General features: G+C 71.9%; 26 protein-coding genes. 17 read left to right on the forward strand and 9 right to left on the reverse strand.

Features of this window, described 5'->3' with window-relative positions; all coding sequences use genetic code 11:
* The 7 genes from SACAZDRAFT_RS00230 to SACAZDRAFT_RS00260 all read left to right on the forward strand — a co-directional run.
* On the forward strand, positions 1–1,239 hold a 1,239-nt coding region (locus tag SACAZDRAFT_RS00230), incomplete at its 5' end, for an RsmB/NOP family class I SAM-dependent RNA methyltransferase (protein ID WP_005437488.1).
* A 116-nt stretch (positions 1,240–1,355) separates the two neighbouring features.
* A complete protein-coding gene (rpe, locus tag SACAZDRAFT_RS00235) occupies positions 1,356–2,027 on the forward strand; it encodes a ribulose-phosphate 3-epimerase (protein WP_040927597.1) in 672 nt (223 codons plus the stop codon).
* Positions 2,024–3,079 (forward strand): bifunctional diaminohydroxyphosphoribosylaminopyrimidine deaminase/5-amino-6-(5-phosphoribosylamino)uracil reductase RibD, encoded by a 1,056-nt coding sequence (gene ribD, locus SACAZDRAFT_RS00240; RefSeq protein WP_005437493.1) that lies wholly within the window; start codon positions 2,024–2,026, stop codon positions 3,077–3,079. The genes rpe and ribD overlap by 4 nt, the downstream gene beginning before the upstream one ends.
* Positions 3,080–3,706, forward strand: a complete 627-nt coding sequence (locus SACAZDRAFT_RS00245) for a riboflavin synthase (protein WP_005437496.1) — start codon at positions 3,080–3,082, stop codon at positions 3,704–3,706.
* A gap of 2 nt (positions 3,707–3,708) precedes the next feature.
* Positions 3,709–5,037: a bifunctional 3,4-dihydroxy-2-butanone-4-phosphate synthase/GTP cyclohydrolase II gene (locus SACAZDRAFT_RS00250; protein ID WP_005437498.1), complete on the forward strand. Its 1,329-nt coding sequence runs from the start codon at positions 3,709–3,711 to the stop codon at positions 5,035–5,037.
* Entirely contained in the window at positions 5,034–5,540 is a 507-nt protein-coding gene (ribH, locus tag SACAZDRAFT_RS00255) for a 6,7-dimethyl-8-ribityllumazine synthase (protein WP_005437505.1), read from the forward strand. The genes SACAZDRAFT_RS00250 and ribH overlap by 4 nt, the downstream gene beginning before the upstream one ends.
* A gap of 17 nt (positions 5,541–5,557) precedes the next feature.
* Positions 5,558–6,019, forward strand: a complete 462-nt coding sequence (locus SACAZDRAFT_RS00260; RefSeq protein WP_005437507.1) for a PH domain-containing protein — start codon at positions 5,558–5,560, stop codon at positions 6,017–6,019.
* Positions 6,020–6,035: 16 nt separating this feature from the next.
* On the opposite strand, the gene SACAZDRAFT_RS00265 is transcribed toward SACAZDRAFT_RS00260, so the two are convergent.
* A complete protein-coding gene (locus tag SACAZDRAFT_RS00265; protein WP_005437512.1) occupies positions 6,036–6,998 on the reverse strand; it encodes a DMT family transporter in 963 nt (320 codons plus the stop codon).
* Between the two features lie 74 nt (positions 6,999–7,072).
* Between SACAZDRAFT_RS00265 and SACAZDRAFT_RS00270 the strand changes: the two genes are divergently transcribed.
* Entirely contained in the window at positions 7,073–7,987 is a 915-nt protein-coding gene (locus tag SACAZDRAFT_RS00270) for a LysR family transcriptional regulator (RefSeq protein ID WP_040927598.1), read from the forward strand.
* Here the strand turns inward: SACAZDRAFT_RS00270 and SACAZDRAFT_RS00275 are convergent.
* Positions 7,977–8,756 (reverse strand): exodeoxyribonuclease III, encoded by a 780-nt coding sequence (locus tag SACAZDRAFT_RS00275; RefSeq protein WP_005437516.1) that lies wholly within the window; start codon positions 8,754–8,756, stop codon positions 7,977–7,979. The genes SACAZDRAFT_RS00270 and SACAZDRAFT_RS00275 overlap by 11 nt on opposite strands.
* 171 nt (positions 8,757–8,927) lie before the next feature.
* Here SACAZDRAFT_RS00275 and uvrC point away from each other — a divergent pair, with 171 nt between their 5' ends.
* From uvrC to SACAZDRAFT_RS00310, 7 genes are all read left to right on the forward strand, one after another.
* Positions 8,928–10,913: an excinuclease ABC subunit UvrC gene (uvrC, locus tag SACAZDRAFT_RS00280; RefSeq protein WP_005451566.1), complete on the forward strand. Its 1,986-nt coding sequence runs from the start codon at positions 8,928–8,930 to the stop codon at positions 10,911–10,913.
* 50 nt (positions 10,914–10,963) lie between these two features.
* Positions 10,964–11,821: an RNase adapter RapZ gene (gene rapZ / locus SACAZDRAFT_RS00285; protein WP_040927857.1), complete on the forward strand. Its 858-nt coding sequence runs from the start codon at positions 10,964–10,966 to the stop codon at positions 11,819–11,821.
* Positions 11,822–11,829: 8 nt separating this feature from the next.
* Positions 11,830–12,792, forward strand: a complete 963-nt coding sequence (locus SACAZDRAFT_RS00290; RefSeq protein WP_005437522.1) for a gluconeogenesis factor YvcK family protein — start codon at positions 11,830–11,832, stop codon at positions 12,790–12,792.
* Positions 12,793–13,779 (forward strand): DNA-binding protein WhiA, encoded by a 987-nt coding sequence (gene whiA / locus SACAZDRAFT_RS00295; RefSeq protein WP_005437524.1) that lies wholly within the window; start codon positions 12,793–12,795, stop codon positions 13,777–13,779.
* 223 nt (positions 13,780–14,002) lie between these two features.
* Positions 14,003–15,025, forward strand: coding sequence for a glucosyl-3-phosphoglycerate synthase (locus SACAZDRAFT_RS00300; RefSeq protein WP_005437526.1), 1,023 nt, complete (start codon positions 14,003–14,005; stop codon positions 15,023–15,025).
* Entirely contained in the window at positions 15,025–15,450 is a 426-nt protein-coding gene (locus SACAZDRAFT_RS00305) for a PPOX class F420-dependent oxidoreductase (RefSeq protein ID WP_005437528.1), read from the forward strand. The genes SACAZDRAFT_RS00300 and SACAZDRAFT_RS00305 overlap by 1 nt, the downstream gene beginning before the upstream one ends.
* Positions 15,451–15,520: 70 nt before the next feature.
* Complete coding sequence (locus SACAZDRAFT_RS00310; RefSeq protein WP_005437530.1) at positions 15,521–16,555, forward strand: DUF5914 domain-containing protein; 1,035 nt, start codon at positions 15,521–15,523, stop codon at positions 16,553–16,555.
* Here SACAZDRAFT_RS00310 and SACAZDRAFT_RS00315 read toward each other — a convergent pair.
* From SACAZDRAFT_RS00315 to SACAZDRAFT_RS00345, 7 genes are read right to left on the reverse strand one after another with little or no spacing between them, the layout of a single operon-like run.
* Positions 16,531–17,094 (reverse strand): MSMEG_6728 family protein, encoded by a 564-nt coding sequence (locus SACAZDRAFT_RS00315; protein WP_005437532.1) that lies wholly within the window; start codon positions 17,092–17,094, stop codon positions 16,531–16,533. The genes SACAZDRAFT_RS00310 and SACAZDRAFT_RS00315 overlap by 25 nt on opposite strands.
* 10 nt (positions 17,095–17,104) lie before the next feature.
* The gene (locus tag SACAZDRAFT_RS00320; protein ID WP_005437533.1) at positions 17,105–18,691 is read right to left on the reverse strand and encodes an FAD-dependent oxidoreductase; all 1,587 of its coding nucleotides are present in this window, start codon (positions 18,689–18,691) and stop codon (positions 17,105–17,107) included.
* Complete coding sequence (locus SACAZDRAFT_RS00325; protein ID WP_005437534.1) at positions 18,688–19,425, reverse strand: class I SAM-dependent methyltransferase; 738 nt, start codon at positions 19,423–19,425, stop codon at positions 18,688–18,690. Before SACAZDRAFT_RS00325 ends, SACAZDRAFT_RS00320 begins: the two co-directional genes overlap by 4 nt.
* Entirely contained in the window at positions 19,422–19,742 is a 321-nt protein-coding gene (locus tag SACAZDRAFT_RS00330) for a lycopene cyclase domain-containing protein (protein ID WP_005437537.1), read from the reverse strand. Before SACAZDRAFT_RS00330 ends, SACAZDRAFT_RS00325 begins: the two co-directional genes overlap by 4 nt.
* Positions 19,739–20,086, reverse strand: coding sequence for a lycopene cyclase domain-containing protein (locus tag SACAZDRAFT_RS00335; protein ID WP_005437539.1), 348 nt, complete (start codon positions 20,084–20,086; stop codon positions 19,739–19,741). Before SACAZDRAFT_RS00335 ends, SACAZDRAFT_RS00330 begins: the two co-directional genes overlap by 4 nt.
* Positions 20,086–21,120 carry a phytoene/squalene synthase family protein gene (locus SACAZDRAFT_RS00340; RefSeq protein WP_005437541.1) on the reverse strand — a complete coding sequence of 345 codons (1,035 nt, stop codon included), beginning with the start codon at positions 21,118–21,120 and terminating at the stop codon, positions 20,086–20,088. Before SACAZDRAFT_RS00340 ends, SACAZDRAFT_RS00335 begins: the two co-directional genes overlap by 1 nt.
* 11 nt (positions 21,121–21,131) lie before the next feature.
* Positions 21,132–21,602, reverse strand: coding sequence for a hypothetical protein (locus SACAZDRAFT_RS00345; RefSeq protein ID WP_005437542.1), 471 nt, complete (start codon positions 21,600–21,602; stop codon positions 21,132–21,134).
* A gap of 83 nt (positions 21,603–21,685) precedes the next feature.
* Here SACAZDRAFT_RS00345 and SACAZDRAFT_RS00350 point away from each other — a divergent pair, with 83 nt between their 5' ends.
* On the forward strand, positions 21,686–22,156 hold the full coding sequence (locus tag SACAZDRAFT_RS00350; RefSeq protein WP_037295610.1) for an SRPBCC family protein: 471 nt from the start codon (positions 21,686–21,688) through the stop codon (positions 22,154–22,156).
* Between the two features lie 400 nt (positions 22,157–22,556).
* Positions 22,557–23,561 (forward strand): type I glyceraldehyde-3-phosphate dehydrogenase, encoded by a 1,005-nt coding sequence (gene gap, locus SACAZDRAFT_RS00355; protein WP_005437544.1) that lies wholly within the window; start codon positions 22,557–22,559, stop codon positions 23,559–23,561.
* Positions 23,562–23,568: the final 7 nt, after the last annotated feature.

Consider the following 23,568-nt stretch of genomic DNA (forward strand, 5'->3'; position numbering starts at 1 on the left):
GTCACCGGCCGGGACGCCGCGTTGGCCACGGAACTCGCCTACGGCACCACCCGGGCCACCGGGCTGCTCGACGCGGTGCTGGCCAAGTGTGTCGACCGCACGCTCGACAGCGTGGACCCGGTGGCGCTGGACGCGCTGCGGCTCGGGGCCTACCAGCTGTTGCGCACCCGCATTCCCCGGCATGCGGCGGTGGCCTCCACTGTGGACCTCGTGCGGGAGGAGTCCGGCTCGCGGCTCGCGGGTTTCGTCAACGCGGTGTTGCGACGACTGTCCGAAAAGGATGAAGAGGCGTGGCTCGCGGAGTTGGAGGCCGACACCGCGTCCGACCCGTTGGGGCAGCTGGCGCTGCGCACGTCGCATCCCCGCTGGATCGCCAGGGCGTTCGCCGAGGCGCTCGGTGACACCGGCGACGAGCTGCGGGCCGCGCTGGAGGCCGACGACGCGCGTCCGGCCGTGCACCTGCTGGCCAAGCCGGGGCAGGTCAGTGCAGACGAGCTCGCCGCCATCACGGGTGGCGACGTGGCGCCCTACTCGCCCTACGGGGTGCACCTCGCGCCGGGCGGCGGTGACCTCGCCGAGTCGCAGGTCCTCACCGAGGGACTGGCCACGGTGCAGGACGAGGGCAGCCAGTTGGTGGCCGTGGCCGCCGTCAACGCCCCTCTGTCCGGAGGCTCCGACGAACGCTGGCTCGACCTGTGTGCCGGGCCGGGCGGCAAGACCGTGGTGCTCGGCTGTCTCGCCCAGGTGAGTGGTGCGACGGTGGACGCGGTGGAGGTGGCCGAGCATCGGGCCAAGCTCGTGCGCGAGGTCACCGACGACCTGCCCGTCACGGTGCACGTCGCCGACGGGCGCGATCCCGGCCTCGACGGCGGTTACGACCGCGTTCTCGTGGACGCCCCGTGCAGTGGCCTCGGCGCGCTGCGCCGCAGGCCCGAGGCGCGGTGGCGCAAGCAGCCGGGCGACATCGCCGAGCTCACGCGACTGCAGAGCGAGCTTCTGGAGTCGGCGTACCGGCTCGTGCGCCCGGGCGGTGTGGTGACGTACGTGGTGTGCTCGCCGCATCTGGCCGAGACCGAGGGCATCGTCGGTGAGGCGGCGCGCCGTGCGGGTGCGGAGGTGCTCGACGCACGGGAGCTGTTCCCGGGCGTGCCCCGCCTGGGCGACGGGCCGTTCGTGCAACTCTGGCCGCACCGCCACGGCACCGATGCGATGTTCTGCGCGGTCACGCGCAAGCGGTGAGCGGCCGGTCACCGTCGGGGTGAGGTGCTCGGCGCCACATCCCGGCGGTCAGCGTGCGGGAGGGGTCCGGGGGCGTCGGGGCCCCCTCTACACTCGGCCCTGTGGTCCACGAACCGATGATCGCTCCCAGCATTCTGTCCGCCGACTTCGCGAGTCTCGGCACGGAGATCGACGCCATCGCCGGACCCGGTGACGGCCGGGCCGACTGGGTGCACGTGGACGTGATGGACGGCCACTTCGTGCCCAACCTCACCATCGGCCTTCCCGTGGTCGAGTCGCTGCGCAAGCGCACGGACCTCCCACTGGACTGCCATCTGATGATCGAGGACCCCGACCGCTGGGCTCCCGGCTACGCGGAGGTGGGCGCGCACAACGTGACCGTGCACGTCGAGGCCGCTCGCGACCCGGTGATGCTCGCCAAGAACCTGCGGGCCGCAGGGGCGAAGGCGGGGCTGTCGATCAAGCCCAACACGCCGCTCGAAGATCACCTCGACACGCTGCGGCACTACGACACCCTGCTGGTGATGTCGGTGGAGCCCGGGTTCGGCGGGCAGGCGTTCATCCCCGAGGTGCTCGACAAGGTGCGCACGGCGCGCAGGCTCGTCGACACGGGGCACCTGACCCTGCTCGTGGAGATCGACGGCGGGATCAACTCCGACACCATCGAGCAGGCCGCCGAGGCCGGGGTCGACTGCTTCGTCGCCGGGTCCGCCGTCTACGGCGCCGACGACCCGGCCCGGGCCGTCGCCGCGTTGCGCGACCAGGCGAGGGCGGCCCGCGCGCGGTGAACACGTCGGCAGCCTCGTCGGCCGGCGACCCCGTGCGGGCGGCGATGGAGACCGCGCTCGCCCTCGGCGACGACGTGCGCGGCGCCACCAGCCCGAACCCGCCCGTGGGGGCGGTGATCCTCGACGCGGACGGACGGGTGGTCGGCACGGGTGCCACCCAACCTCCACCCGGCCCGCACGCCGAGGTGATGGCGTTGCGCGAGGCGGGTGAGCGGGCTGTCGGCGGTACCGCCGTGGTCACGTTGGAACCGTGTTCGCATCACGGCAGGACTCCTCCGTGCACGCGGGCGTTGCTCGACGCCGGTGTGGCCGCGGTCTACTTCGCCGTGCCCGATCCGCATCCCGCCGCGTCGGGCGGTGCGGAGGTGCTGCGCGCGGCCGGGGTGGAGGTCGGGTCCGGGCTGCTGGCCGAGCAGGTCGCGGGCGGGCCCCTGCGGGCGTGGTTGCACCGCGAACGCACCGGGCGGCCGCACGTCACGTGGAAGTACGCCGCGAGCCTCGACGGCCGGGTCGCCGCCGCCGACGGCACCAGCCGGTGGATCTCGGGGCCGGTGTCGCGCGCGGAGGTGCACGCGATGCGCGAGCGGATGGACGCCGTCGTGGTGGGCACCGGCACCGTGCTCGCCGACGACCCGTGGTTGACGGTGCGCCGCGACGACGGTGGACTCGCGCCGCGGCAGCCACTGCGTGTGGTGGTGGGCACACGCGGCATACCCGGCGGCGCGCGGGTGTTGGACAGCGCAACGGAGACCGTGGTGTTCGCCACCCGGGATCCCGACGAGGTGCTGGCGGGGCTCGCGGAGCGCGGGATCGTGGATGTGCTGCTGGAAGGTGGTCCGACGTTGGCCGGAGCGTTCGTGCGGGCGAACCGGGTCGACCGGGTCGTCGCCTACGTCGCGCCGTCGCTGTTGGGCGCCGGACCCGCTGCCCTGGGGGAGGCCGGAGTGTCGACCATCACCGAAGCACACCGCTGGCGGGTCGAAGGAGTCACCATGAGCGGTGAGGACGTGCGAATTTCCGCCGTTCCGGTCACGGGCGAGGGAGGCGACTAGGTGTTCACCGGAATTGTCGAGGAGCTCGGCGAGGTCACGCGGGTGGAACCCGGTGACGGAGTCACGCGGCTCGTCGTGCGAGGGCCGGTGGTCACCGGTGATGCGAAGCACGGCGACTCGATCGCGGTCAACGGCGTGTGCCTGACCGTTGTCGAACTGTCCGGTGACGAGTTCACGGTCGACGTCGTTCCCGAGACGCTGCGGCGGACGAGCTTCGACGGCGTGGAGCCCGGACGCCGGGTGAACCTGGAGCGCGCGATGGCCGCGAACGGCCGGTTCTCGGGCCACATCGTGCAGGGGCACGTGGACGGCACCGGGACGTTCCTCTCGCGCGACCACGACGGTCTGACGCACTTCGCGTACCCGCCGGAGCTGTCGCGCTACGTCGTGGAGAAGGGGTCCATCGCCGTGGACGGTATCTCGCTCACGGTCGCCGAGGTGACGCGCGACGAGTTCGCGATCGCGCTCATCCCGACCACATTGGCCGCCACGACGCTGGGTCGCAACGAACCCGGCGACGCGGTGAATCTGGAGGTCGACGTGCTCGCGAAGTACGTCGAGAAGCTGGCCGCCGTCCACCTGCCTTCGGCAGCGGTGGACAATGGCGGGGGCGAGGAGGACAGGTGACGATGATCGAGCCCGCGCCGTCGTTGGACGTCGAGTCCATCGAACGGGCCATCGAGGACATCGCGAACGGCCGCCCGGTGATCGTGGTGGACGACGAGGACCGCGAGAACGAGGGAGACCTGATCTTCGCGGCGGAGAAGGCGACGCCGGAGTTGCTCGCCTTCATGGTGCGCTACACGTCCGGGTACGTGTGCGTCTCGCTTCCGGGCGAGGACTGCGACCGGCTGGACCTCCCGCCCATGTACCACGCGAACCAGGACCGGCGCGGCACCGCGTACACGGTGACGGTCGACGCGTCCGAGGGCATCGGCACGGGTATCTCCGCGACCGACCGCAGCCACACGATCCGGCTGCTGGCGGACCCGAAGTCGCAGCCGTCCGACTTCCGCAGGCCCGGCCACGTCGTGCCGCTGCGGGCGAAGGACGGGGGCGTGCTGCGCAGGCCGGGCCACACCGAGGCGGCGGTGGACCTGTCGCGCATGGCCGGGCTCGCGCCCGTGGGTGTGCTGTGCGAGATCGTCTCGCAGAAGAACGACGGCGACATGGCCCGTCGTGACGAGCTCGAGGTGTTCGCGGCCGACCACGATCTGCGGCTGATCACCATCGCCGACCTGATCGCCTACCGCAGGCGCACGGAGAAGCAGGTCGAGCGTGTGGCGGAGGCCCGGATCCCGCTGGCGGCGGGCACGTTCCGCGCCTACGGGTACGACAGCCTGCTCGACGGCATCGAGCATGTCGCGTTCGTCTACGGCGACATCGGCGACGGCGAGGACATCCTGGTGCGGGTGCACTCGGAGTGCCTGACCGGCGACGTCTTCGGGTCGCTGCGCTGCGACTGCGGTCCCCAGCTGCAGGCGGCCCTGGAAGCGGTGGCCGCCGAGGGCCGGGGTGTGGTGCTCTACGTGCGCGGTCACGAGGGCCGCGGCATCGGACTGCTGCACAAGCTGCAGGCCTACGAGCTGCAGGACGCCGGAGCCGACACCGTGGACGCGAACCTGGAACTGGGTGTGCCCGCCGACGCCCGCGACTACGGAACGGGTGCGCAGATCCTGGGCGACCTCGGGGTGCGGTCGATGCGCTTGCTCACCAACAACCCGGCCAAGCGGGTCGGGCTGGAGGGCTACGGCCTGCGGGTCGTGGGCCGGGTGCCCCTGCCGATCTCACCCAACCCGGAGAACCTGCGGTACCTGAAGACGAAGCGTGACAGGATGGGACACGAATTGTCCCAATTGGAGCACTTCGACGAGGTCGGCGCCGCGGTCGACGCGCTCGGCCGGGACGGTCGGCTTCAGGGTGACAGCGGTGCGAGCACAGTGGCGGGTGAAGCATGAGCGGAGAAGGGCGCCCCGACGAGGGCCAGGAACTGCGGGAGTGCGAGAACCTTCGGCTGGCGATCGTCGCCACCCGCTGGCACGTGCGGATCACGGACAGCCTGCTGGAGTCCGCGCTGCGCACGGCCGGTGAGGTGAAACTCGCCGAGGAGCCGACCGTGGTGCGGGTCGCCGGTGCCGTGGAGCTTCCGGTGGTGGCGCAGGCCCTCGCCCGCAACCACGACGCGGTCGTCGCGCTCGGCGTGGTGATCCGGGGCGACACGCCGCACTTCGACTACGTGTGCGACTCGGTGACGGCGGGGCTCACCCGCGTGTCGCTGGACGAGAGCACGCCGGTGGGCAACGGCGTGCTGACGTGCGACACCGAGGAGCAGGCCCTCGCGAGGGCGGGACTGCCGTCCTCGAAGGAGGACAAGGGACGTGAGGCGACGGTGGCCGCGCTGACCACCGCGAACGTGCTGCGCGGGCTCCGGCAACCGTGGACGGAACGAGGATTCGTGTGAGCAGCCGGACGGCGGACATGGCGGACGAGAAGACCACTACCGACACCGTCGTGGTGAGGCCACGGCGCGTGGTGTGGATGTCGGGCGCGCTGGCGGTCGTGTTGCTGGCCGTCTTCGTGACGGTGGCGGTGCTGCTGCGCTCCCAGGACACCGGCGCGATCTTCATGCTCAGCGACCAGATCGCGATGGTCGGCGTGGGTGTGATGATGGCGGGCGCCGCCATGCTGTTCGCCACGCCGGTGGCGCGCGCCGACGCCCAGGGTGTGTACGTACGCAACATCGGGGTGTCCCGGCGCTTCACCTGGGACGAGGTCGAGGCGGTGAGTTTCCCCGACGGCGCGGCGTTCGCCAGGATCGAACTACCCGACTACGAGTACTACTCGATCATGGCCATCCAGGGAGTGGACCGGGAACACGCCGTGGAGGCGGTGCGTGCTCTGCGCCGCCTCCACTCGGCCGCTCGCCGCAGCGACGGCTGAGGACGGCTGAGGACGGCTAGGCCGCCGGGGATTCCGCGTCGAGCGGGTCGGCGGACGCCGTCGTGCGTCGGGGCCGGTAGCGGGAGACCGCCACTCCGGCCAGGCAGACGGCGCCGCCGACGAGCCCGTATGCGGTCGGGATCTCGTCGAGCAGCACCCACGACAGCACCACGGACAGCGCGGGCACGGCGTAGGTGGAGACACTGAGCTTGCCCGCGTCGGTGCGCTTGAGCGCGTAGGCCCAGGTGCTGAACCCGATGGCGGTGGGGAAGACCCCGAGGTAGACGGCACCGAGGACGGCCGACGTCGGTGCGGCGGCGAGTTCGGTGACGAGCTGCGGCGTCCAGGGCAGCAGGACCGCGGTGCCGATGAGGCAGCCCAGCCAGGTGATGGCGGTGGCGTCGACGATCACCAGAGCCTTCTTCTGGATGAGGACGCCCGTCGCGTACAGCACCGCGGCGAGCACGCACAGGACGACGCCGATCCAGTCGCCCTCGCTCTCGGTGCCCAGGCCGATGATGACGATGCCGCTCATCCCGACGGCGCCGCCGAGCAGCAGCGGGCGCGGGAATCCCTCGCCGAGGAAGGCGCCGGCGCCGAAGGTGACGAGCAGCGGCGCGATGTTGACCAGCAGCGCGGCCGTGCCCGCGTCGAGGTGCAGCTCGGCGGCGTTCAGCGCGACGGTGTAGCAGCACAACCAGAGCACGCCGTAGGCGAGGACGAGTAGCCAGGACGTGCGGCCGCGGGGCAGCGGTGGCAGGCGGCGGGCGCTGAGCGTGATCAGCACCGTGAGCGTCACGGAGGCCACCGCGAGGCGCAGCAACGCGAGCGGGGCGGGGGAGAGCACGTCGCCGATGGCGCGGATGCCCACGAAGGCCGACGACCACAGCACCATGGTGACGAGCGCGGCGAGGGCCGCCTTCGTGCTGTCGGATCGGGGACGTCCGGTGCGGGAGAGCAGCTGTGTCACACCTGCCATCGTCACCGCCACCGACCCGACAGCACAAGCGATTAGTCATGCATCACTGTTCAGTTCCGCTGTACAGTCGAAGGATGTTGGACGTGAGCCGGTTGCGCGTGCTGCGCGCCGTGGTGGCTAAGGGGTCGATCCGGGCGGCGGCCGCCGCGCTGGATTACACGCCGTCGGCCGTGAGTCAGCAGCTCGCGGCACTGCAGCGGGAGACCGGGCTCCGGCTCGTCGACAGGGTGGGCCGTGGTGTCGAGCCGACGGCTGCCGGGCGCGCGCTCGCCGCGGAGTCCGAGGCGCTGTTTCGGGAGTTGAGCCGACTCGACGGCCTCGCTCGCGATCTGCGCGAGGGTCGCACCGGGAGCCTGTCGATCGGGTACTTCGCGTCGGCGGGCGCGGCGTGGCTGCCCGACGTGGTCGCGGTCCTGCGGCGAGAGTTCCCGGAGCTGCGCCTCGATCTGCGCTGGACGGAGGTGCTCGACGACCCGTCGACCGACCTCGACGTCAACGTGTTCGTCGAGCGTCGCGACGTGGCTCCCTCGTCGGCGGTGATCGTGTACCCGCTGATCGACGACCCCTACGTCGTGGTGGTCCGGCGGGACGACCCGCTCGCCGCCCGTCGCAGCGTGCCCCTGGCCGAGCTGGCCGGACGCCCGTGGATCGACAACGACCTGTCCCACGGAGCCTGCCGGGAGGTCGTGCTGGCCGCGTGTGCCGAGGTGGGCTTCTCCCCGCGGTTCTCGGTGGAGATGCGGGATTACCGCACGGCGATCCCGTTCGTAGCCAGCGGCATGGGGGTCACGGTGCTGCCCAGGCTGGCGCTGGGCGAGTTGCCCTCGGACCTCGTCGCGAGGCCGGTCGTGGAACCGACACCGGTGCGACGCATCAGCGTGGCCGTGCGGTCCTCCGTGGCCGGGCACGCGGCGGTGGTGCGCACGGTGGAGCTGCTCCGCGCGGCGGTGGGAGCGCCGCAGCGCTCCCCGGCGGGGCTCACAGCGTGAGGTCGACGACCACGGGAGCGTGGTCGGAGGCGCCCTTGCCCTTGCGTTCCTCGCGGTCGACGTAGGCATCGGTCACCGCGTCGGCGAACGGGCGGGAGGCGTAGACCAGGTCGATGCGCATGCCGCGGTTCTTCGGAAAGGCGAGCTGCCGGTAGTCCCAGTAGGTGTACGGGTGGTCGTACTTCAACGGGCGCGGCACGACGTCCGACAGCCCCGCGTCGCGCAGCACGGCGAGCGCCTTGCGTTCGGGTTCGGTGACGTGGGTGGAGTCGGCGAACACCGAGATGTCCCACACGTCGTCGTCGGTGGGCGCGATGTTGAAGTCGCCGAGCACCGCGAACGGACGGTCGGGGGCGTTCTCGGCGAGCACGGTCGTGTGGAGGGCGTCCAGCCAGTGCAGCTTGTACGCGTAGTGCGGGTGGTCGGGTTCGCGGCCGTTGGGCACGTAGACCGACCACACGCGCACGCCGCCACACGTCGCGCCGAGGGCGCGGGGCTGGATCTCGTCCTCGTAGGCCGGTTCGCCGACGAGCCCGCGGGTGACGTCGGTCAGCCCGACCCTGGAGAGCACGGCGACGCCGTTCCAGCGCCCGGTGCCGTGGGTGGCGACGTCGTAGCCGAGTTCGGTGATCGCGTCGCGGGGGAACGCCTCGTCGCCGCACTTGAGTTCCTGCAGGCACACGACGTCGGGCTGTGCGCTGCTCAGCCACGCGAGCACGCGCGGCAGGCGGGCGGTGATCGAGTTGACGTTCCAGGTCGCGATGCGCATGCCGCGAGAATGGCACACCCGCACGGGCGATCGGGCCACCAGGTTCGTATAACGACCTATACCCTCGGCCGTTCGGCCGCCGGGCCGCGTGGCATCCCGTACCGGCCGGCAGTCCTCGCCCCGGGGAAGGGGCCGGACGGTGTGTCGGAGGAGCGCCATAGGGTGGGTGGTGTGGCGGACCCTTCCACCTACCGACCTGCGCCGGGGACGATTCCCGACTCGCCCGGCGTGTACAAGTTCCGCGATGCCGGCGGTCGGGTCATCTACGTCGGCAAGGCCAAGAGCCTGCGCAGCAGGCTGAACTCGTACTTCGCCGACCTCTCCGGACTCCACCCGAGGACCCGGCAGATGGTCACCACGGCCGCGAGCGTGGAGTGGACCGTCGTCGGCACCGAGGTGGAGGCCCTCCAGCTCGAGTACAACTGGATCAAGGAGTTCGACCCGCGGTTCAACGTGCGGTACCGGGACGACAAGTCCTATCCGGTGCTCGCGGTGACGATGAACGAGGAGTATCCGCGCCTGCACGTCTACCGCGGTCCGCGGAAGAAGGGCGTGCGCTACTTCGGCCCGTACGCCCACGCGTGGGCCATCCGGGAGACGCTCGACCTGCTGCTGCGGGTCTTTCCCGCACGCACGTGCTCCGCGGGCGTGTTCCGCCGGCATGCGCAGATCGGCCGCCCCTGCCTGCTCGGCTACATCGACAAGTGCTCGGCTCCATGCGTGGGCCGGGTCTCGGCCGAACAGCACCGCGCGATCGTCGAGGAGTTCTGCGACTTCCTGTCCGGACGCACCGACGTGATGATCCGCAGGCTCGAGAAGGAGATGGCCGAGGCCGCCGAGGAGCTGGAGTTCGAGCGGGCGGCCCGGCTCCGCGACGACCTCGGCGCGCTGCGCAGGGCGATGGAGAAGCAGGCCGTGGTGCTGGGCGACGGCACCGATGCCGACGTCATCGCGTTCGCCCACGACGAGCTCGAAGCGGCCGTGCAGGTGTTCCACGTGCGCGGTGGCCGGGTGCGCGGTCAACGCGGTTGGGTGATCGACAAGGTCGACGAGATGGGTGTGCCGGATCTCGTCGAGCAGTTCGTGTCGCAGTTCTACGCCGAACAGACCGAACTGGCCGCCGAGGCGCCCACCGACGGCAACGTCGTTCCCCGTGAGGTCCTCGTGCCCGAGTTGCCCGCGGACGCCGAGGCCGCCGAGGCCATGGAGGCCTGGCTGTCCGAGCTGCGGGGCTCGAAGGTGCGGTTGCGCGTGCCGCAGCGGGGCGACAAGCGGGCCCTGGCCGACACGGTCGCGCGCAACGCCGTGGAAGCGTTCACCCAGCACAAGCTGCGCCGGGCGGGCGACCTCACCGCGCGCTCGGCCGCGCTCTCGGAACTGCAGGAGTACCTGGGGCTGGACAGCGCGCCGCTGCGCATCGAATGCGTGGACATCAGCCACCTCGCGGGCACCGACGTGGTCGCCTCCCTGGTGGTGTTCGAGGACGGTCTGCCGCGCAAGTCGGAGTACCGCCGCTTCGCGCTGCGCGAGGCCGCCGACGAGGGGGACGTCGCGGCGATCGCGGAGGTCGTGCGCCGCCGCTTCTCCCGGTACCTGAAGGAGACGAGCGAGGCCGCCGAGAGCGGACCCGAGGGCGCGCTCGACCCGCAGACGGGGCGGCCGCGCAAGTTCGCCTACCCGCCCAACCTGCTCGTCGTGGACGGAGCCGGTGCCCAGGCCACCGCCGCGGCGGACGTCCTGGCGGAACTCGGCATCACCGACGTCGCCGTCGTGGGGTTGGCGAAGCGCCTGGAGGAGGTGTGGCTGCCCGCCGACAGCGATGCCGCCACCTCGGCCGAGCCGGTCATCCTGCCGAGGAACTCGGAGGCGCTGTACCTTCTCCAGCGAGTGAGGGACGAGGCGCACCGCTTCGCGATCACGTACCAGCGGCAGAAGCGCTCGAAGCGGGTGCAGGCGTCGGCACTGGACGGCATTCCCGGCCTCGGACAGGCCCGGAAGACCGCCCTCATCAAGCACTTCGGCTCGGTGAAGAAGCTCAGGCAGGCCACCGTGTCCGAGATCGCGCAGGTGCCGGGCTTCGGCACTCGCACGGCCGAGGCCGTGCACGCGGCGCTCGCAGGGGAGCGCACCGACAACAGAGGAGAGTCGCAGACGTGACCGAGACCGACAGCTACGGTGTTCCGGCATCGGAGGGGCGAGGTTCCGGCATGGAGGTGGCGGTGGTCACCGGCCTGTCCGGTGCGGGCCGCAGCACCGCTGCCAAGTGCCTCGAGGACCTGGGTTGGTTCGTGGTGGACAACCTGCCACCGGAGTTGATCTCCACGATGGTGGAGTTGGGGGCGCAGGCCAGGGGTGCCATCACCAAGGTGGCGGTCGTGATGGACGTGCGTTCGCGTGCGTTCACCGACGACCTCGCCTCGGTGATCAAGGACCTGGACGCGCGGGGCTACAAGCCGCGGGTGCTCTTCCTGGAGGCCACCGACGCGGTGTTGATCCGGCGCTTCGAGCAGGTGCGCCGAGGCCACCCCATGCAGGGGGACGGGCGGCTCGTCGACGGCATCACCGCCGAGCGCGCGCTGCTGGCGCCGCTGCGCGAGGAGGCCGACCTGATGCTCGACACGTCCGCGTTGTCGGTGCACGACCTCCGCGCCAAGATCGAGGACGCGTTCGGCACGGAGTCGAGCACGCAGACCCGGGTGACCGTGCTCTCGTTCGGTTACAAGTACGGGCTGCCGATGGACTCCGATCTGGTGATGGACGTGCGGTTCCTGCCGAACCCGTTCTGGATCCCCGAGCTGCGCGACCACAGTGGCCTCGACGGCGACGTGCGGAACTACGTCCTCGGACAGGAGGGCGCGGAGGAGTTCCTCGAGCAGTACCACGAGTTGCTGCGCCTCGTCGGCGCCGGGTACAAGCGGGAGGGCAAGAGGTACCTGACCCTGGCCGTCGGTTGCACGGGCGGTAAGCACCGCAGCGTGGCCATCTCCGAGGAGCTCGCCAAGCGCCTCTCCAAGGAGGACGGCATGGCGGTCAAGGTGGTGCACCGGGACCTGGGCAGGGAGTGAGGCCGAGGATGCGTGCCGTCGCGCTCGGCGGAGGGCATGGGTTGCACGCGACGCTCTCGGCGTTGCGACGGATCACGGCCGACGTCACCGCGGTCGTGACCGTCGCCGACGACGGGGGTTCCTCCGGGCGGTTACGACGGGAGCTCGGCCTGCTGCCTCCCGGTGATCTCCGGCAGGCGCTCGCCGCGCTCGCCGCCGCGGAGGACGGCGGCACGCTCTGGGCGGAGGTGTTCCAGCACCGGTTCGGCGGCACGGGGGCGTTGACCGGCCACGCTGTCGGCAACCTGTTGCTCGCCGGGCTGTTCGAGGTGCTCGGCGATCCCGTGGCGGGGCTCGACGAGGCGGCGAAACTGCTCGGCATCACCGGGCGGGTGCTGCCGATGTCGGCCGAGCCGTTGGAGATCGAGGCGGAGGTCACGGGACTGGAGAACGGCGCGGTCAGCCGGATCCGCGGGCAGGTCGCCGTGGCCAGCACCCCGGGCCGGGTCCGCCGGATCAGCCTGCACAATCCGGGCCGCCCGCATTGGCCGCCCGTGGCGTGCCGGGACGCCGTGGAGGCGGTGCTGGAGGCCGACGCGGTGTTCCTGGGCCCCGGCTCGTGGTTCACGAGCGTGTTGCCGCACCTGCTGGTGCCCGACCTGCACGACGCGCTCCTCACCACCTCCGCCACGAAGATCGTGATCCTGAACCTGATCCCCCAACCCGGAGAGACGGCTGGCTTCTCACCGGAACGGCACCTGCACGTACTCTTCGAACACGCTCCCCGGCTCAAAGTGGATGCGGTGATCGCCGACCGCGACTCCGTACCCACCCCCGCGCGGTTGCGCCGTGCGGCGGAGGCGCTGGGTGGGCGGGCGCATCTGGCGTCGGTCGCCGCCCCCGGTGGGGCCGGCAGGCATGATCCGGATGCCTTGGCGGGCTGTGTGCGAGAGGCTCTCGGCCTGGCCGAGAGCGTGGAGGAGGGGCAGTAGATGGCGATGACGGCGGCGGTCAAGGACGAGCTCAGCCGCGTGGAGATCACCAAGACCGGCCCGCGCCGGTCGGAGGTGTCGGCGCTGTTGCGGTTCGCGGGCGGGCTGCACATCGTCGCCGGACGGGTCGTCGTCGAGGCCGAGCTCGACACGGGGTCGGTGGCGCGCCGGTTGCGCAAGGAGATCCACGAGCTGTACGGGTACACGTCGGACGTCCACGTGATCACCTCGGGCGGGTTGCGCAGGGGCACCCGCTACGTGGTGCGGGTGGTGAAGGAAGGCGACGGCCTGGCGCGGCAGACCGGACTGATCGACCAGCGGGGCCGTCCGGTGCGGGGTCTGCCCGCGGCGGTCGTCTCGGGAGGGGTGGCCGACGCCGAGGCGGCGTGGCGGGGTGCGTTCCTCGCGCACGGGTCGCTGACGGAACCCGGCCGGTCGTCGTCGCTGGAGGTCACGTGCCCGGGTCCGGAGGCCGCGCTGGCGCTCGTGGGTGCGGCCCGGCGGATGGGCATCCAGGCGAAGTCCCGGGAGGTGCGCGGAGCCGACCGCGTGGTGGTGCGTGACGGCGACGCCATCGGCGCGCTGCTCACGAGGTTGGGTGCGCACTCCAGCGTGCTCGCGTGGGAGGAACGGCGGATGCGCCGCGAGGTCCGGGCCACGGCCAACCGGCTCGCGAACTTCGACGACGCGAACCTGCGCCGGTCGGCGAGGGCTGCCGTGGCCGCGGCGGCGCGCGTGCAACGCGCCCTGGAGATCCTCGGCGACACCGCCCCGGATCACCTGCTCGCCGCGGGCAAGCTGCGCCTGACCAACCGGCAGGCGTCCCTGGAGGAGCTCGGGCAGCTGTCCGACCCGCCCATGACGAAGGACGCCGTCGCCGGGCGGATCCGTCGCCTGTTGGCGATGGCCGACAAGCGGGCCAAGGAGATCGGGGTGCCGGACACCGAGTCCGCCGTCACCCAGGAGCTGCTGGAGGAGAGCCTCTAGCGCGTCAGCGCGGTCACTCACTCCCCGTCGCGGCACTGGTGCGGCGGGGAGCGAGGCAAATTGCTGCCGTCTTCGAGGTGTGAACCGGCCGCGATACGTCCATCCGGGTGTAGAGGTCAGGTCGTCGCCCGCTCTTCGTCACCCGGTCGGCGACCCGCAACGTGAACGGCCGACGCTTCCCCCTTGCCGATCCGACGGCCGCTCTCGCACGAAAGGGGACCTCGTGGACACGACACGTATCGGCTTGGACCCGAATGCCGAACTCGCTCTCTCCCCACGGGTCCGCTCCTGGTTACGGCGCAGATCGTCGCGCGCCGACGACTGGACGGCCGCGCAGCTGGCGCCGCTGAAGGGGAGTCGCACCGTCAGCGTCGTCATTCCGGCGCGCAACGAGGAGGAGACGGTCGGACAGATCGTGCGGACGATCCGCACGACGCTCGTCGAGGACAATCCCCTCGTCGACGAGGTACTCGTCGTCGATTCCCGCTCGCGCGACGCCACCGCCCGGGTGGCCGCCGAGGCCGGTGCGCGGGTGGTCTCGCAGGACGACGTGCTGCGGCCGTTGCCCGGCATGCACGGCAAGGGCGAGGCGTTGTGGAAGGGGCTCGCCGCCACGGCGGGCGACCTCGTGGTCTTCGTCGACGGCGATCTCTACGACTTCACGGCGGGCTACGTCATCGGTCTGCTCGGGCCGCTGCTGACCGACCCGGAGGTGGACTACGTCAAGGGCTTCTACCACCGGCCGCTGGTGAACGGGTCCCACACCGACGCCGACGGCGGCGGGCGGGTGACCGAGCTCGTCGCGCGCCCGCTGCTGAACATGTACTGGCCGGACCTCGCGGGATTCGTCCAGCCGCTGGCGGGCGAGTACGCGGGCAGGCGGGAGGTGTTGGAGAGCATCCCGTTCGTCACGCACTACGGCGTGGAGGTCGGTCACCTCATCGATCTCCTGCGGTGGCGGGGACTGGACGCGCTCGCCCAGGTGGATCTCGGTATGCGCACCCACCGGCACCAGGGCACTCAGGCGCTGGGGCGGATGTCGGGCCAGATCATGTTGACGATCATGGACCGGCTCGACCGCAGCGGTCGCCTTGTGGCGCAGGAGGCGCCGTCCACGCTGCTGGCGCAGTTCCGTCGCGCGGCCGAGGGGGCCCGCGAGCTCGTGGTGACCGATCTCGCCGTGCAGGAGCGGCCTCCGCTGCGCACGGTCCGCACTCCGGCAGGGCAGGTGCCGCCGTGCACGTGATGGATCGAGCCGAGTGGTGGTCCTTCGCCCGGGAAGGGACGCGGACGGCCAAGGTGGGCGTGGTGACCTCACGGGGCACTCCGCACGTCACGCCGGTCTGGTTCACGCTGACCGACTCCGGTGGCGACGCCGTCGTCTTCACCACCGGGACCGGCACCGTGAAGGGCCGGGCCCTGCGCCGCGACCCACGCGTGTCGATCGTGGTGGACGACGAACGCGCGCCGTACTCGTTCGTGCAGTTCACGGCCGAGGCGAGCCTGTCCGACGACGTGGAGACCATGTTCCCGTGGGCGGTGCGCATCGCCGAGCGGTACATGGGTCCTGAGGAGGCGGAGGAGTTCGGCAGACGCAACGCCGTGCCCGGAGAGATGCTCGTGATGGCTCGGATCACGAAGGTCGTGGCGTACGCCGCGCTCGCCGAGTAGGTCCCCGCCGGGTACCCGGAGTTTGGTGGCACAGCCGCTCGGCAACACCCGTTCCGAGCGGAGGTGTGCTGTGGTCGAACGACGACGGACGGTACGGGGACTGGCCGCTGCGGCGGTGCGGAAGTGGCCCGAGTCGTGGCCCCTGCGTCCGCTGCCGCGCCAGGACTGGGCGCGGCAGCGGCCCACGGTGGGGCAGGCCGACGTCGCGGTGATCGACGCGGCGGTCAAGCGCGCGCAGGCGCGCCCGTCGGGGAACTGGTTCGTCGTCGCCGACTCCCGGCTCGTGCGGGCCGACCGGCCCTACGGCATGACGGTGGCGGGCCGCGAACTCGTCGCCTGGCGGGCGGAGGACGGCCGGGTCGTCGTCGGCTCCGGCGTGTGCCCGCACCTCGGGGCGCCCCTGGCGGAGGGCCGGGTCGTCGAGCATCGGCTCGTGTGCCGGTGGCACGGTCTCGCCCTGCCTGCCTCCGGTCTGCCGGGCTGGGGCTGGTGTCCACTGCCCGCCTACGACGACGGCGTGCTCGTGTGGGTGCGGCTCGACGATGTCGACGGCGAGCCGCCCACGGATCGCCCCGTGGTGCCCGAACGCCCCGCGCTCGACACGGCGCTGTCGGCGGTGACCCGCGTCGACGGCGTGTGCGAGCCCGTGGACGTGGTCGCCAACCGGCTCGACCCCTGGCACGGCGCGTGGTTCCATCCGTACTCGTTCGCCCGGCTGCGGGTCGTGGAGATTCCGGACGCCGGGAACGGGCGCGACCGGTTCACGGTGGACGTCACTTTCCGCGTCGGCCCGCGTTTCGGCGTGCCGGTCGTCGCGGAGTTCACGTGCCCGGAGCCGCGGACCGTGCTCATGCGCATCGTCTCGGGCGAGGGGGAGGGCAGTGTCGTCGAGACGCACGCGACCCCGCTCGGCCCCGGCCCCGACGGTCGGCCGCGTTCGGCCGTGATCGAGGCCGTCGTGGCGACCTCACCGCGCACGGGATTTGTGCTCGCGCGCCGCCTCGCGCCCGCCCTGCGACCCGCGGTGCGGGCGGCGGCCCGGCGACTGTGGCGCGACGACCTCGCCTACGCGCAACGCCGCTACGCTCTGCGTCGCGGCGACTGACGGCCCGACCTCTTCCCTGCCTTACCGGCCTTCCTGGGCTCCTCGGCTTCCGTGGGCTCCTCGGGTGCGGTGAGCTGGGGCCGGTCCGACGCCGGCCACACGTACGGCAGGTCGTCCGGTACGTCGGGGAAGAGCGGACGGTAGTGCTCGGGGTCCTTGCGCACCAGCGACGACCGGTGGCTGCGGTGGAAGTCCTCGTCGCCGAACCAGGGTGGCAGTTCTCCTGCGGCGGCCAGCGCGTTCTGGTCGCGCACCGTCGTGATGCCCAAGGCGCCGGAGAGGTCGGCGACGAGCTTGACCGCACACGTGTCGGCGCGCCCCAGGGCGCTCCAGTGCTCGCACATGGCCAGGCCGTACCGGGTGAGCGCCTCCTCGTAGCCCGCCCACATGCGCACGGCGGGATGTCGCCGCCAGCCGTGGCCCGGCACGGTCAGCGCCCGCAACACCTGGAGCGTCTCGACGCGTTGCTTGCCGAGTCGCCGCTGATCGAGCACACGGGCGGTCTCGGCGAAGTCGGGATACGGCAGGAACGTCTGCACACGAATCTCCTCACACCGGCACGTGTTCGCCCGCGACCCGGCCGCCCTCCCCGGGCCGGGTACGGTACCGGGCGGCGAGCGCCCGCAGAGCCCGGTTGCGGCCCCGCCTCGGGACGGTGACCAGCTCGTGCCCGGCCGTGCCCCACCCGGCGAGCAGGTGGTTCGCCGCGAGCCAGCCGGTCGTGGCGGCCCGCTCCATCAACGCCACGGGCAGGTCGACGCGGATCCCGTCGCCCGCCAGCACCACCCCGGGCACGGGTGTGGTCACTCCCGGCCGGGCGCCGAAGGAGCCGGGCGCGAAGAGCGGGCAGTCGGCGTCCCACACCGAGTGCTCCGCGACGGCTCGTGCCGTCCTCGTCTCGGGATACACCTCGCGCAGCCGCTGCCACAACCGGCGCTCGGTCTCGCGCCGGACCGCGGGCTCGTCCCCGTCCGCGACGGCGTAGGCGTGGACCTCGACCACCGAGCCGCCCGTGCGTCGCGCCCACGCCGCCGCGTCGGCGTCGTACCGGTCGAGCACGCTGACGTTGTCGAGCGGGGGCCGGCCTCCGGTGGCGAGGAAGGCGGGCCGCGTGGCGTCGACGGGGCGGTCGAGCCAGGCCCGCAGCACACAGAACGGCGGTGCGCTGCCGAGCCCCGCGATCCGTTCGCGCCACGGCGGGGGACCGAGCTCGGGCGAGGCCGCCACCAGCCGGCGAAGGCCGGGGACGTCCGTCGCCAGCACGAGTGCGTCGGCCCTGGTCGTCGCGCCTCCGGCATGGACGTCGAAGCCGTCGGGCCCGGAGTCGATCCGCTCGACGGCGACACCGGTGCGCAGCCGGACACCGTGGTCGGCGAGATAGGCCCCGAGCGGCTCCCACAGGGTGTGGAACGGCCGGTCCGGGACGTCGAACACCAGCCCCTCGGCCGACCCGAGGAAGTAGAGGTGGAACATCACGGCCAGTTCGGCGGCGGAGAACCGGTCCGGTGGGGCGAAGAAGCTCCGCGAGAACACGTCGAACGCCAGGTGCCGGGCGGCCTCGGGGAACCGCACCCGGTCGAGGAACGTGGCGGCGTCGAGGTGATCGAGGGCGGCGTAGACGTCGGGAACCCGCACGTCGGTGAGCGGCAGGGCCTGGCGCGCCGCGACACGCAGCAACGCGGACGCACCGAAGGTCGGGCTGCGCAGCGCGAAGGCCAGGGCGTTCCACGGCGGAGTGCGGGGCAGCGCCCGGAACGAGTCGAGCCGCCCGTGGGCGTCGACGAGGGGATAGTCGGCGACCGGGTGCAGCAGCGGTGACCCTGTCCGGCTCTCGGCGCGGGCCAGCAGCGCCCGCAGGTTGTAGTACTGGCGGAAGAAGGCGTGGAAACCCCGGCTCATGCCGGTGCGGCTGCCATCGGGCAGCGGCACCGTCCAGCCGCCGACCCGGCCCCCGAGGTAGGGCCGGCGCTCGACGACGTCCACGTCCACACCGCGCTCGGCCAGTCCGGTGGCCGCGGCGAGTCCCGCGATCCCGCCGCCGACCACCACGACCCGGTGTCCCGGCGACACCCGGGCCGTTCCCGGAACGGCGGGCAGCGTTTCCCGGCGAGGGTCCCGGCCGACGGTGGTGGTCACGGTGTCTCCCTCAGGACGGTGCGCGGCACGGTGGCCGTGACGGTGTGCAGGACGTCGCGCTGCCAGCCGCCCACGGTGTGCGCGTGGACGTCGGTGTATCCGGCGTCGAGCAGCCGTCGGCGCAGCCGGGACGGCGAGTCGAACTGCCTGGCACTGCGCCAGAGATAGCGGTACAGCCCGGTGTCCCGGCTCAGCGCCCACGCCGCCGGGATGATCACCGACCAGCACACGACCGTCCACACCAGACGCGGACGGAGCCGGTCGGCGAGTGTGTAGTCGTGCAGCACGAGCGTCCCGCCGGGGCGCAGCAGGCGCCGCAGCGTCGCCAGTGTGGCGTCCGGGTCGGCGACGTTGCGCAGGAGGTAGGCGGCGAACACGACGTCGAACGGGCTCTCCAGCTCGGCTCCGGGCAGGTCGTCGACCGCGGAGTGCACGAACCGCACCGACCCGGGCCACGGTCTGCGCTCCGCGAGCGCGAGCATGGCGGGGGAGGCGTCCACGGCGACGATCTCGGGATCGACGAGCGTGGACAGCAGGGCCCGCGTCGACGCGCCCGTGCCGCAGCCGACGTCCAGCACCCGGGCACCCGGGCCCGCGGCCCGGGCGGCGCGGGCCGCGGCGCGCAGGTGGGCGTGATAGCCGGGGTTGAGGCCGACCAGCCGGTCGTAGTGCGCGGCGGCGCGGTCGAACGCGGCCGGGACGACGGAGCGGTCGAGGTCCGTGTGCGCCGTCATGAGGCGTGCTCCCGCCGCTCCGGCGCCGTCCACGCGAGCAGCGTCGCGGTGATGAGGCTGAACCCGAACAGGAAGTCCTCCATGGGGATGTCGAACGGGAAACGCAGCCCGAGGAAATGCGTGGGGTCGTACACGACGACGGGAGCGGAGAGCTTCGTCAGCCAGCCGTCCACGGGCACCTGGAAGGCGAGCACGATCGCCATCGTGATCCAGTACGCGCGGCGCCGGAACAGGCCAGTGCGCAACCACGCCAGCTCGGCGGCCACCACGACGACCACCGAGACCACCGCGGGAAGCGTGTACCCGATGCCGGTCATACGCGTTCACCCACGCGGATCCGGCGCACGGTCTCGAACGTCAGCAGCGTGCACAGCGGGATCGTCACGAAGAACAACGCCTCCTCGATCGGGAAGGCGGGCGCGACCCGCACACCCAGCGTGTAGCTCGGACTGATCTCCCACACGCCGCCCGCGACCGCGAGCAGATCCCAGGCCAGAAACAACAGCGCGGGCGCCAACGCGCGCGCGAGGCGACGCGGACGGCGATACACCCGCGCGCCCGCGAACTCCAGGGGAAGCGTGATGGCGAGGCAGGCCGCCAGCGCCAGCGCGTAGTGCCACTGGTCCGGAGGGAATGCCGCGGCGTCCGGCGGGGTGGGCATCAGCGCCACCCCTTCGTCGTGTCCGCCGCCTCCGCCACCACGAGCCGATGCCGCAGGGGCGGCACCCGGTGGGGCCGCCCGGCCCACGTGCGCATCATCGTGCCGGTGGCCAGGGCGACGCGCCGGGAGGTGCCCACCACAGCACGCGAGGCGAAGACGTCGTAACCCGCCTCGGCGATGACGTCGAGGATGCGGGAGTACAGCGTGAACGCCGCCGCCACGCACGGCCGGGACTCGGGCCGCAGCAGCGGAATCCCCGGCCACGCCCGCCGGTACACGCCGCGCGTGCGCTCGACCTGATCGGCCAGGGCCCGCCGCACCTTCGGGTCCGCGTGGCCCACCCTGCGGCACCACAGCAGGAGGTCGCGGTCCACACCGTGGGCGGCCAGCTCGTCGGCGGGCAGGTACACGCGGCCCCGGTCCAGGTCCTCGCCCACGTCGCGGAGGAAGTTGGTGAGCTGGAAGGCGTTGCCGAGCGCGGCGGCGTGCGGCGCGGCCTCGGCGGGATCGCACACGGTGCCCAGCACGGGCAGCAGTTGCAGACCGATGACCTCGGCCGAGCCGTGCACGTACTCCGACAGCGCCGCGCGCGTGGGGTAGTCGGTCGTCGTCAGGTCCATCCGCATCGACCGCAGGAACCGCGTGAAGAGGTCGGGCTCGATGCCGTAGCGCGCGACCGTGTCCGCCAGGGCCGCGAGGACCGGCTCGTCGCTGTGACCGTCCGCGAGGGCGGGACGCAGCGCCGCGTCGAGGGCGGCGAGCCCGGCCTCCGCCTCGCGGACGCCGACGTCGCCGTCCACGAGATCGTCGGCGTACCGGGCGAAGCCGTACAGCGCGTGCACGGCCGGTCGGCGCGGTGCGGGCAGCAGCCGGGTGGCGAGGAAGTACGTCCGACCGTGCTGGGCGTTGAGCTCGCGGCACCGCGCGTACGCCGCCCGCAGCGGTGGCTCGACGACCTGCGCCGCCGCCAACTCACGGCGGGTCAGGGCGCTGACCGACGGTGGTCCGCCGGCGGGGAAGCGGTGGGTGAGCACGGCCCACCTCGTCAGCGGGAGGTGCTCGACGCCACCGAGCGATCGGTGGCGGTACGCGAGTTCTCCCCGCCGGCCACGTCGCGGGGTTCCGCCTCGTGACCCGCGTGGCCACGGGTACGGCGAGTGCGCTTCAACTCGGCCTCGTACGCGTGCCGCTGCCCGGGTGTGAACTGCCTGGCCTCGTCGACGAACTCGCGGAACACCGTGTAGTAGGTGTCCTCGTAGTCCTCGACCACCTGGTAGGTCCAGCGGCCCGGCAACACGTTGCGGCCGAGCAGCTCGGTGTCCAACCGGGCGGCGAGGTCGTCGTAGCCGGCGTCGCGCAGCATGCCGATCGCCTCCTCCAACGCGAAGTCCGCCGTGCCCGTGAGCCGGTGGAACGCGTAGAGGTGACCCCGCGCCTCCTCCACCACCTCCAGCGCCTCGGTCAGTTTGCCCACGGCGCGCACGGTGGCGGTGTCGCCCTTCGAAGTGTGCGTCATGGGTGCTCGGGTACCCGGAGTGCGCACTCTTGATGCGCAGCGGAACGTCCGGTGCGTACGACACCGATCGGGAGGTGGTGCTCGTGAGCACGGTGATGAAGGCCGTCGACGTGGACGTCCCACTGTCCACCGCCTACAACCAGTGGACCCAGTTCGAGTCGTTCCCCGAGTTCATGGACGGCGTCGAGCGCGTGCAGCAGATCGACGACACCCACACGCACTGGGTGACGCGGATCGGAGGCATCACGAGGGAGTTCGACGCGACCATCACCGAGCAGCACCCGGACGAGCGAGTGGCGTGGACCTCCGACTCGGGTCCGACCCATGCCGGCGTCATCACGTTCCACCGGCTCGGTCCGGACCGCACCAGGGTGACGGCACAGATGGACATCGACCCGGACACGTTCCTGGAGAAGGTCGCCGACAAGGCGGGCCTGCTCGAAACCCGGGTGGACGGCGACCTGCACCGGTTCAAGCAGTACATCGAGAGCCGCGGCCGCGAGACGGGCTCCTGGCGGGGTGACGTGCCGCCGGCTCCGACGTCGCGGTCGTAGTTCTCGTCCCGCAGGTTCGACGACCGGTCGCGGTCCGGCGGATTGCGACCGGTCTCACCTGATCGATCCGGTGATCGATTCGGTCGACCGGCGAGGCGGTGAGCACGTCCCGCGGCGCACGCGTCGGCGAGCGTCCGGTACCGGCGGCCGACGAACCGGTGTCCGGGCGTCCTGGCGTGCCGCGACGGCCGGTTTCCCGGAATCCGGACACCTCCGGGCGGCGACCGAACGTGCTGTGACCTGGATATCTTAATCGATTCGCCCGATCAGCGGGCGTGGGCCAGGTCTCGTCGCGGGGTACTCCGATACCCGCAGGCCAGCACGCTAGGGTGGCTGGTGGAACCCGAAGAAGTGTCAGCCCGGTGACGCAACCGGGCGGAACCCTGAGGAGAGCAGAGCAGTGACGGTTCGTGTAGGCGTCAACGGCTTCGGCCGGATCGGCCGCAACTTCTTCCGCGCCGTGCAGGCCAGCGGCCACGACATCGAGATCGTTGCCTTCAACGACCTCGGTGACGTCGCCACGATGGCTCACCTGCTCAAGTACGACAGCATCCTGGGTCGGCTGGACGCGGACGTCTCCGTCAGCGACGAGGGGATCGTCGTCGGCGGCAAGACCATCAAGGCCCTCGCCGAGAAGGACCCGGCCAAGCTCCCGTGGGGCGACCTGGGTGTCGACGTCGTCGTGGAGTCCACCGGCTTCTTCACCAAGGCCGAGGCCGCGAAGGCGCACATCGACGGCGGCGCCAAGAAGGTGATCATCTCCGCGCCGGCGAAGGGCGAGGACCTCACGGTCGTCCTCGGTGTGAACGACTCCGAGTACGACGGCTCGCAGACCATCATCTCGAACGCCTCGTGCACCACGAACTGCCTCGCGCCGCTGGCGAAGGTCCTGCACGACGAGTTCGGCATCCAGCAGGGCCTGATGACCACCGTGCACGCCTACACGCAGGACCAGAACCTGCAGGACGGCCCGCACAAGGACCTGCGTCGCGCCCGCGCCGCGGCGCTGAACGTCGTCCCGACCTCCACGGGCGCGGCGAAGGCGATCGGCCTCGTCCTGCCCGAACTGAACGGCAAGCTCGACGGCTACGCGCTGCGCGTCCCGGTGCCCACCGGCTCCGCCACCGACCTCACCGTGACGCTCGCGAAGAGCGCCACCGCGGAGGAGGTCAACGCCGCGTACAAGGCCGCGGCCGAGGGCCCGCTGAAGGGCATCCTCCGCTACAGCGAGGAGCCCATCGTGTCGTCCGACATCGTCACCGACCCCGCGTCCTGCATCTACGACGCGCCGCTGACCAAGGTCATCGACAACCAGGTGAAGGTCGTCGGCTGGTACGACAACGAGTGGGGCTACTCCAGCCGTCTCGCGGACCTGGTGAAGCTCGTCGGCTCGAAGCTGTCCTGACGACATG

Origin of the sequence: Saccharomonospora azurea NA-128, assembly GCF_000231055.2 — a bacterium.
GTDB lineage: Bacteria > Actinomycetota > Actinomycetes > Mycobacteriales > Pseudonocardiaceae > Saccharomonospora > Saccharomonospora azurea.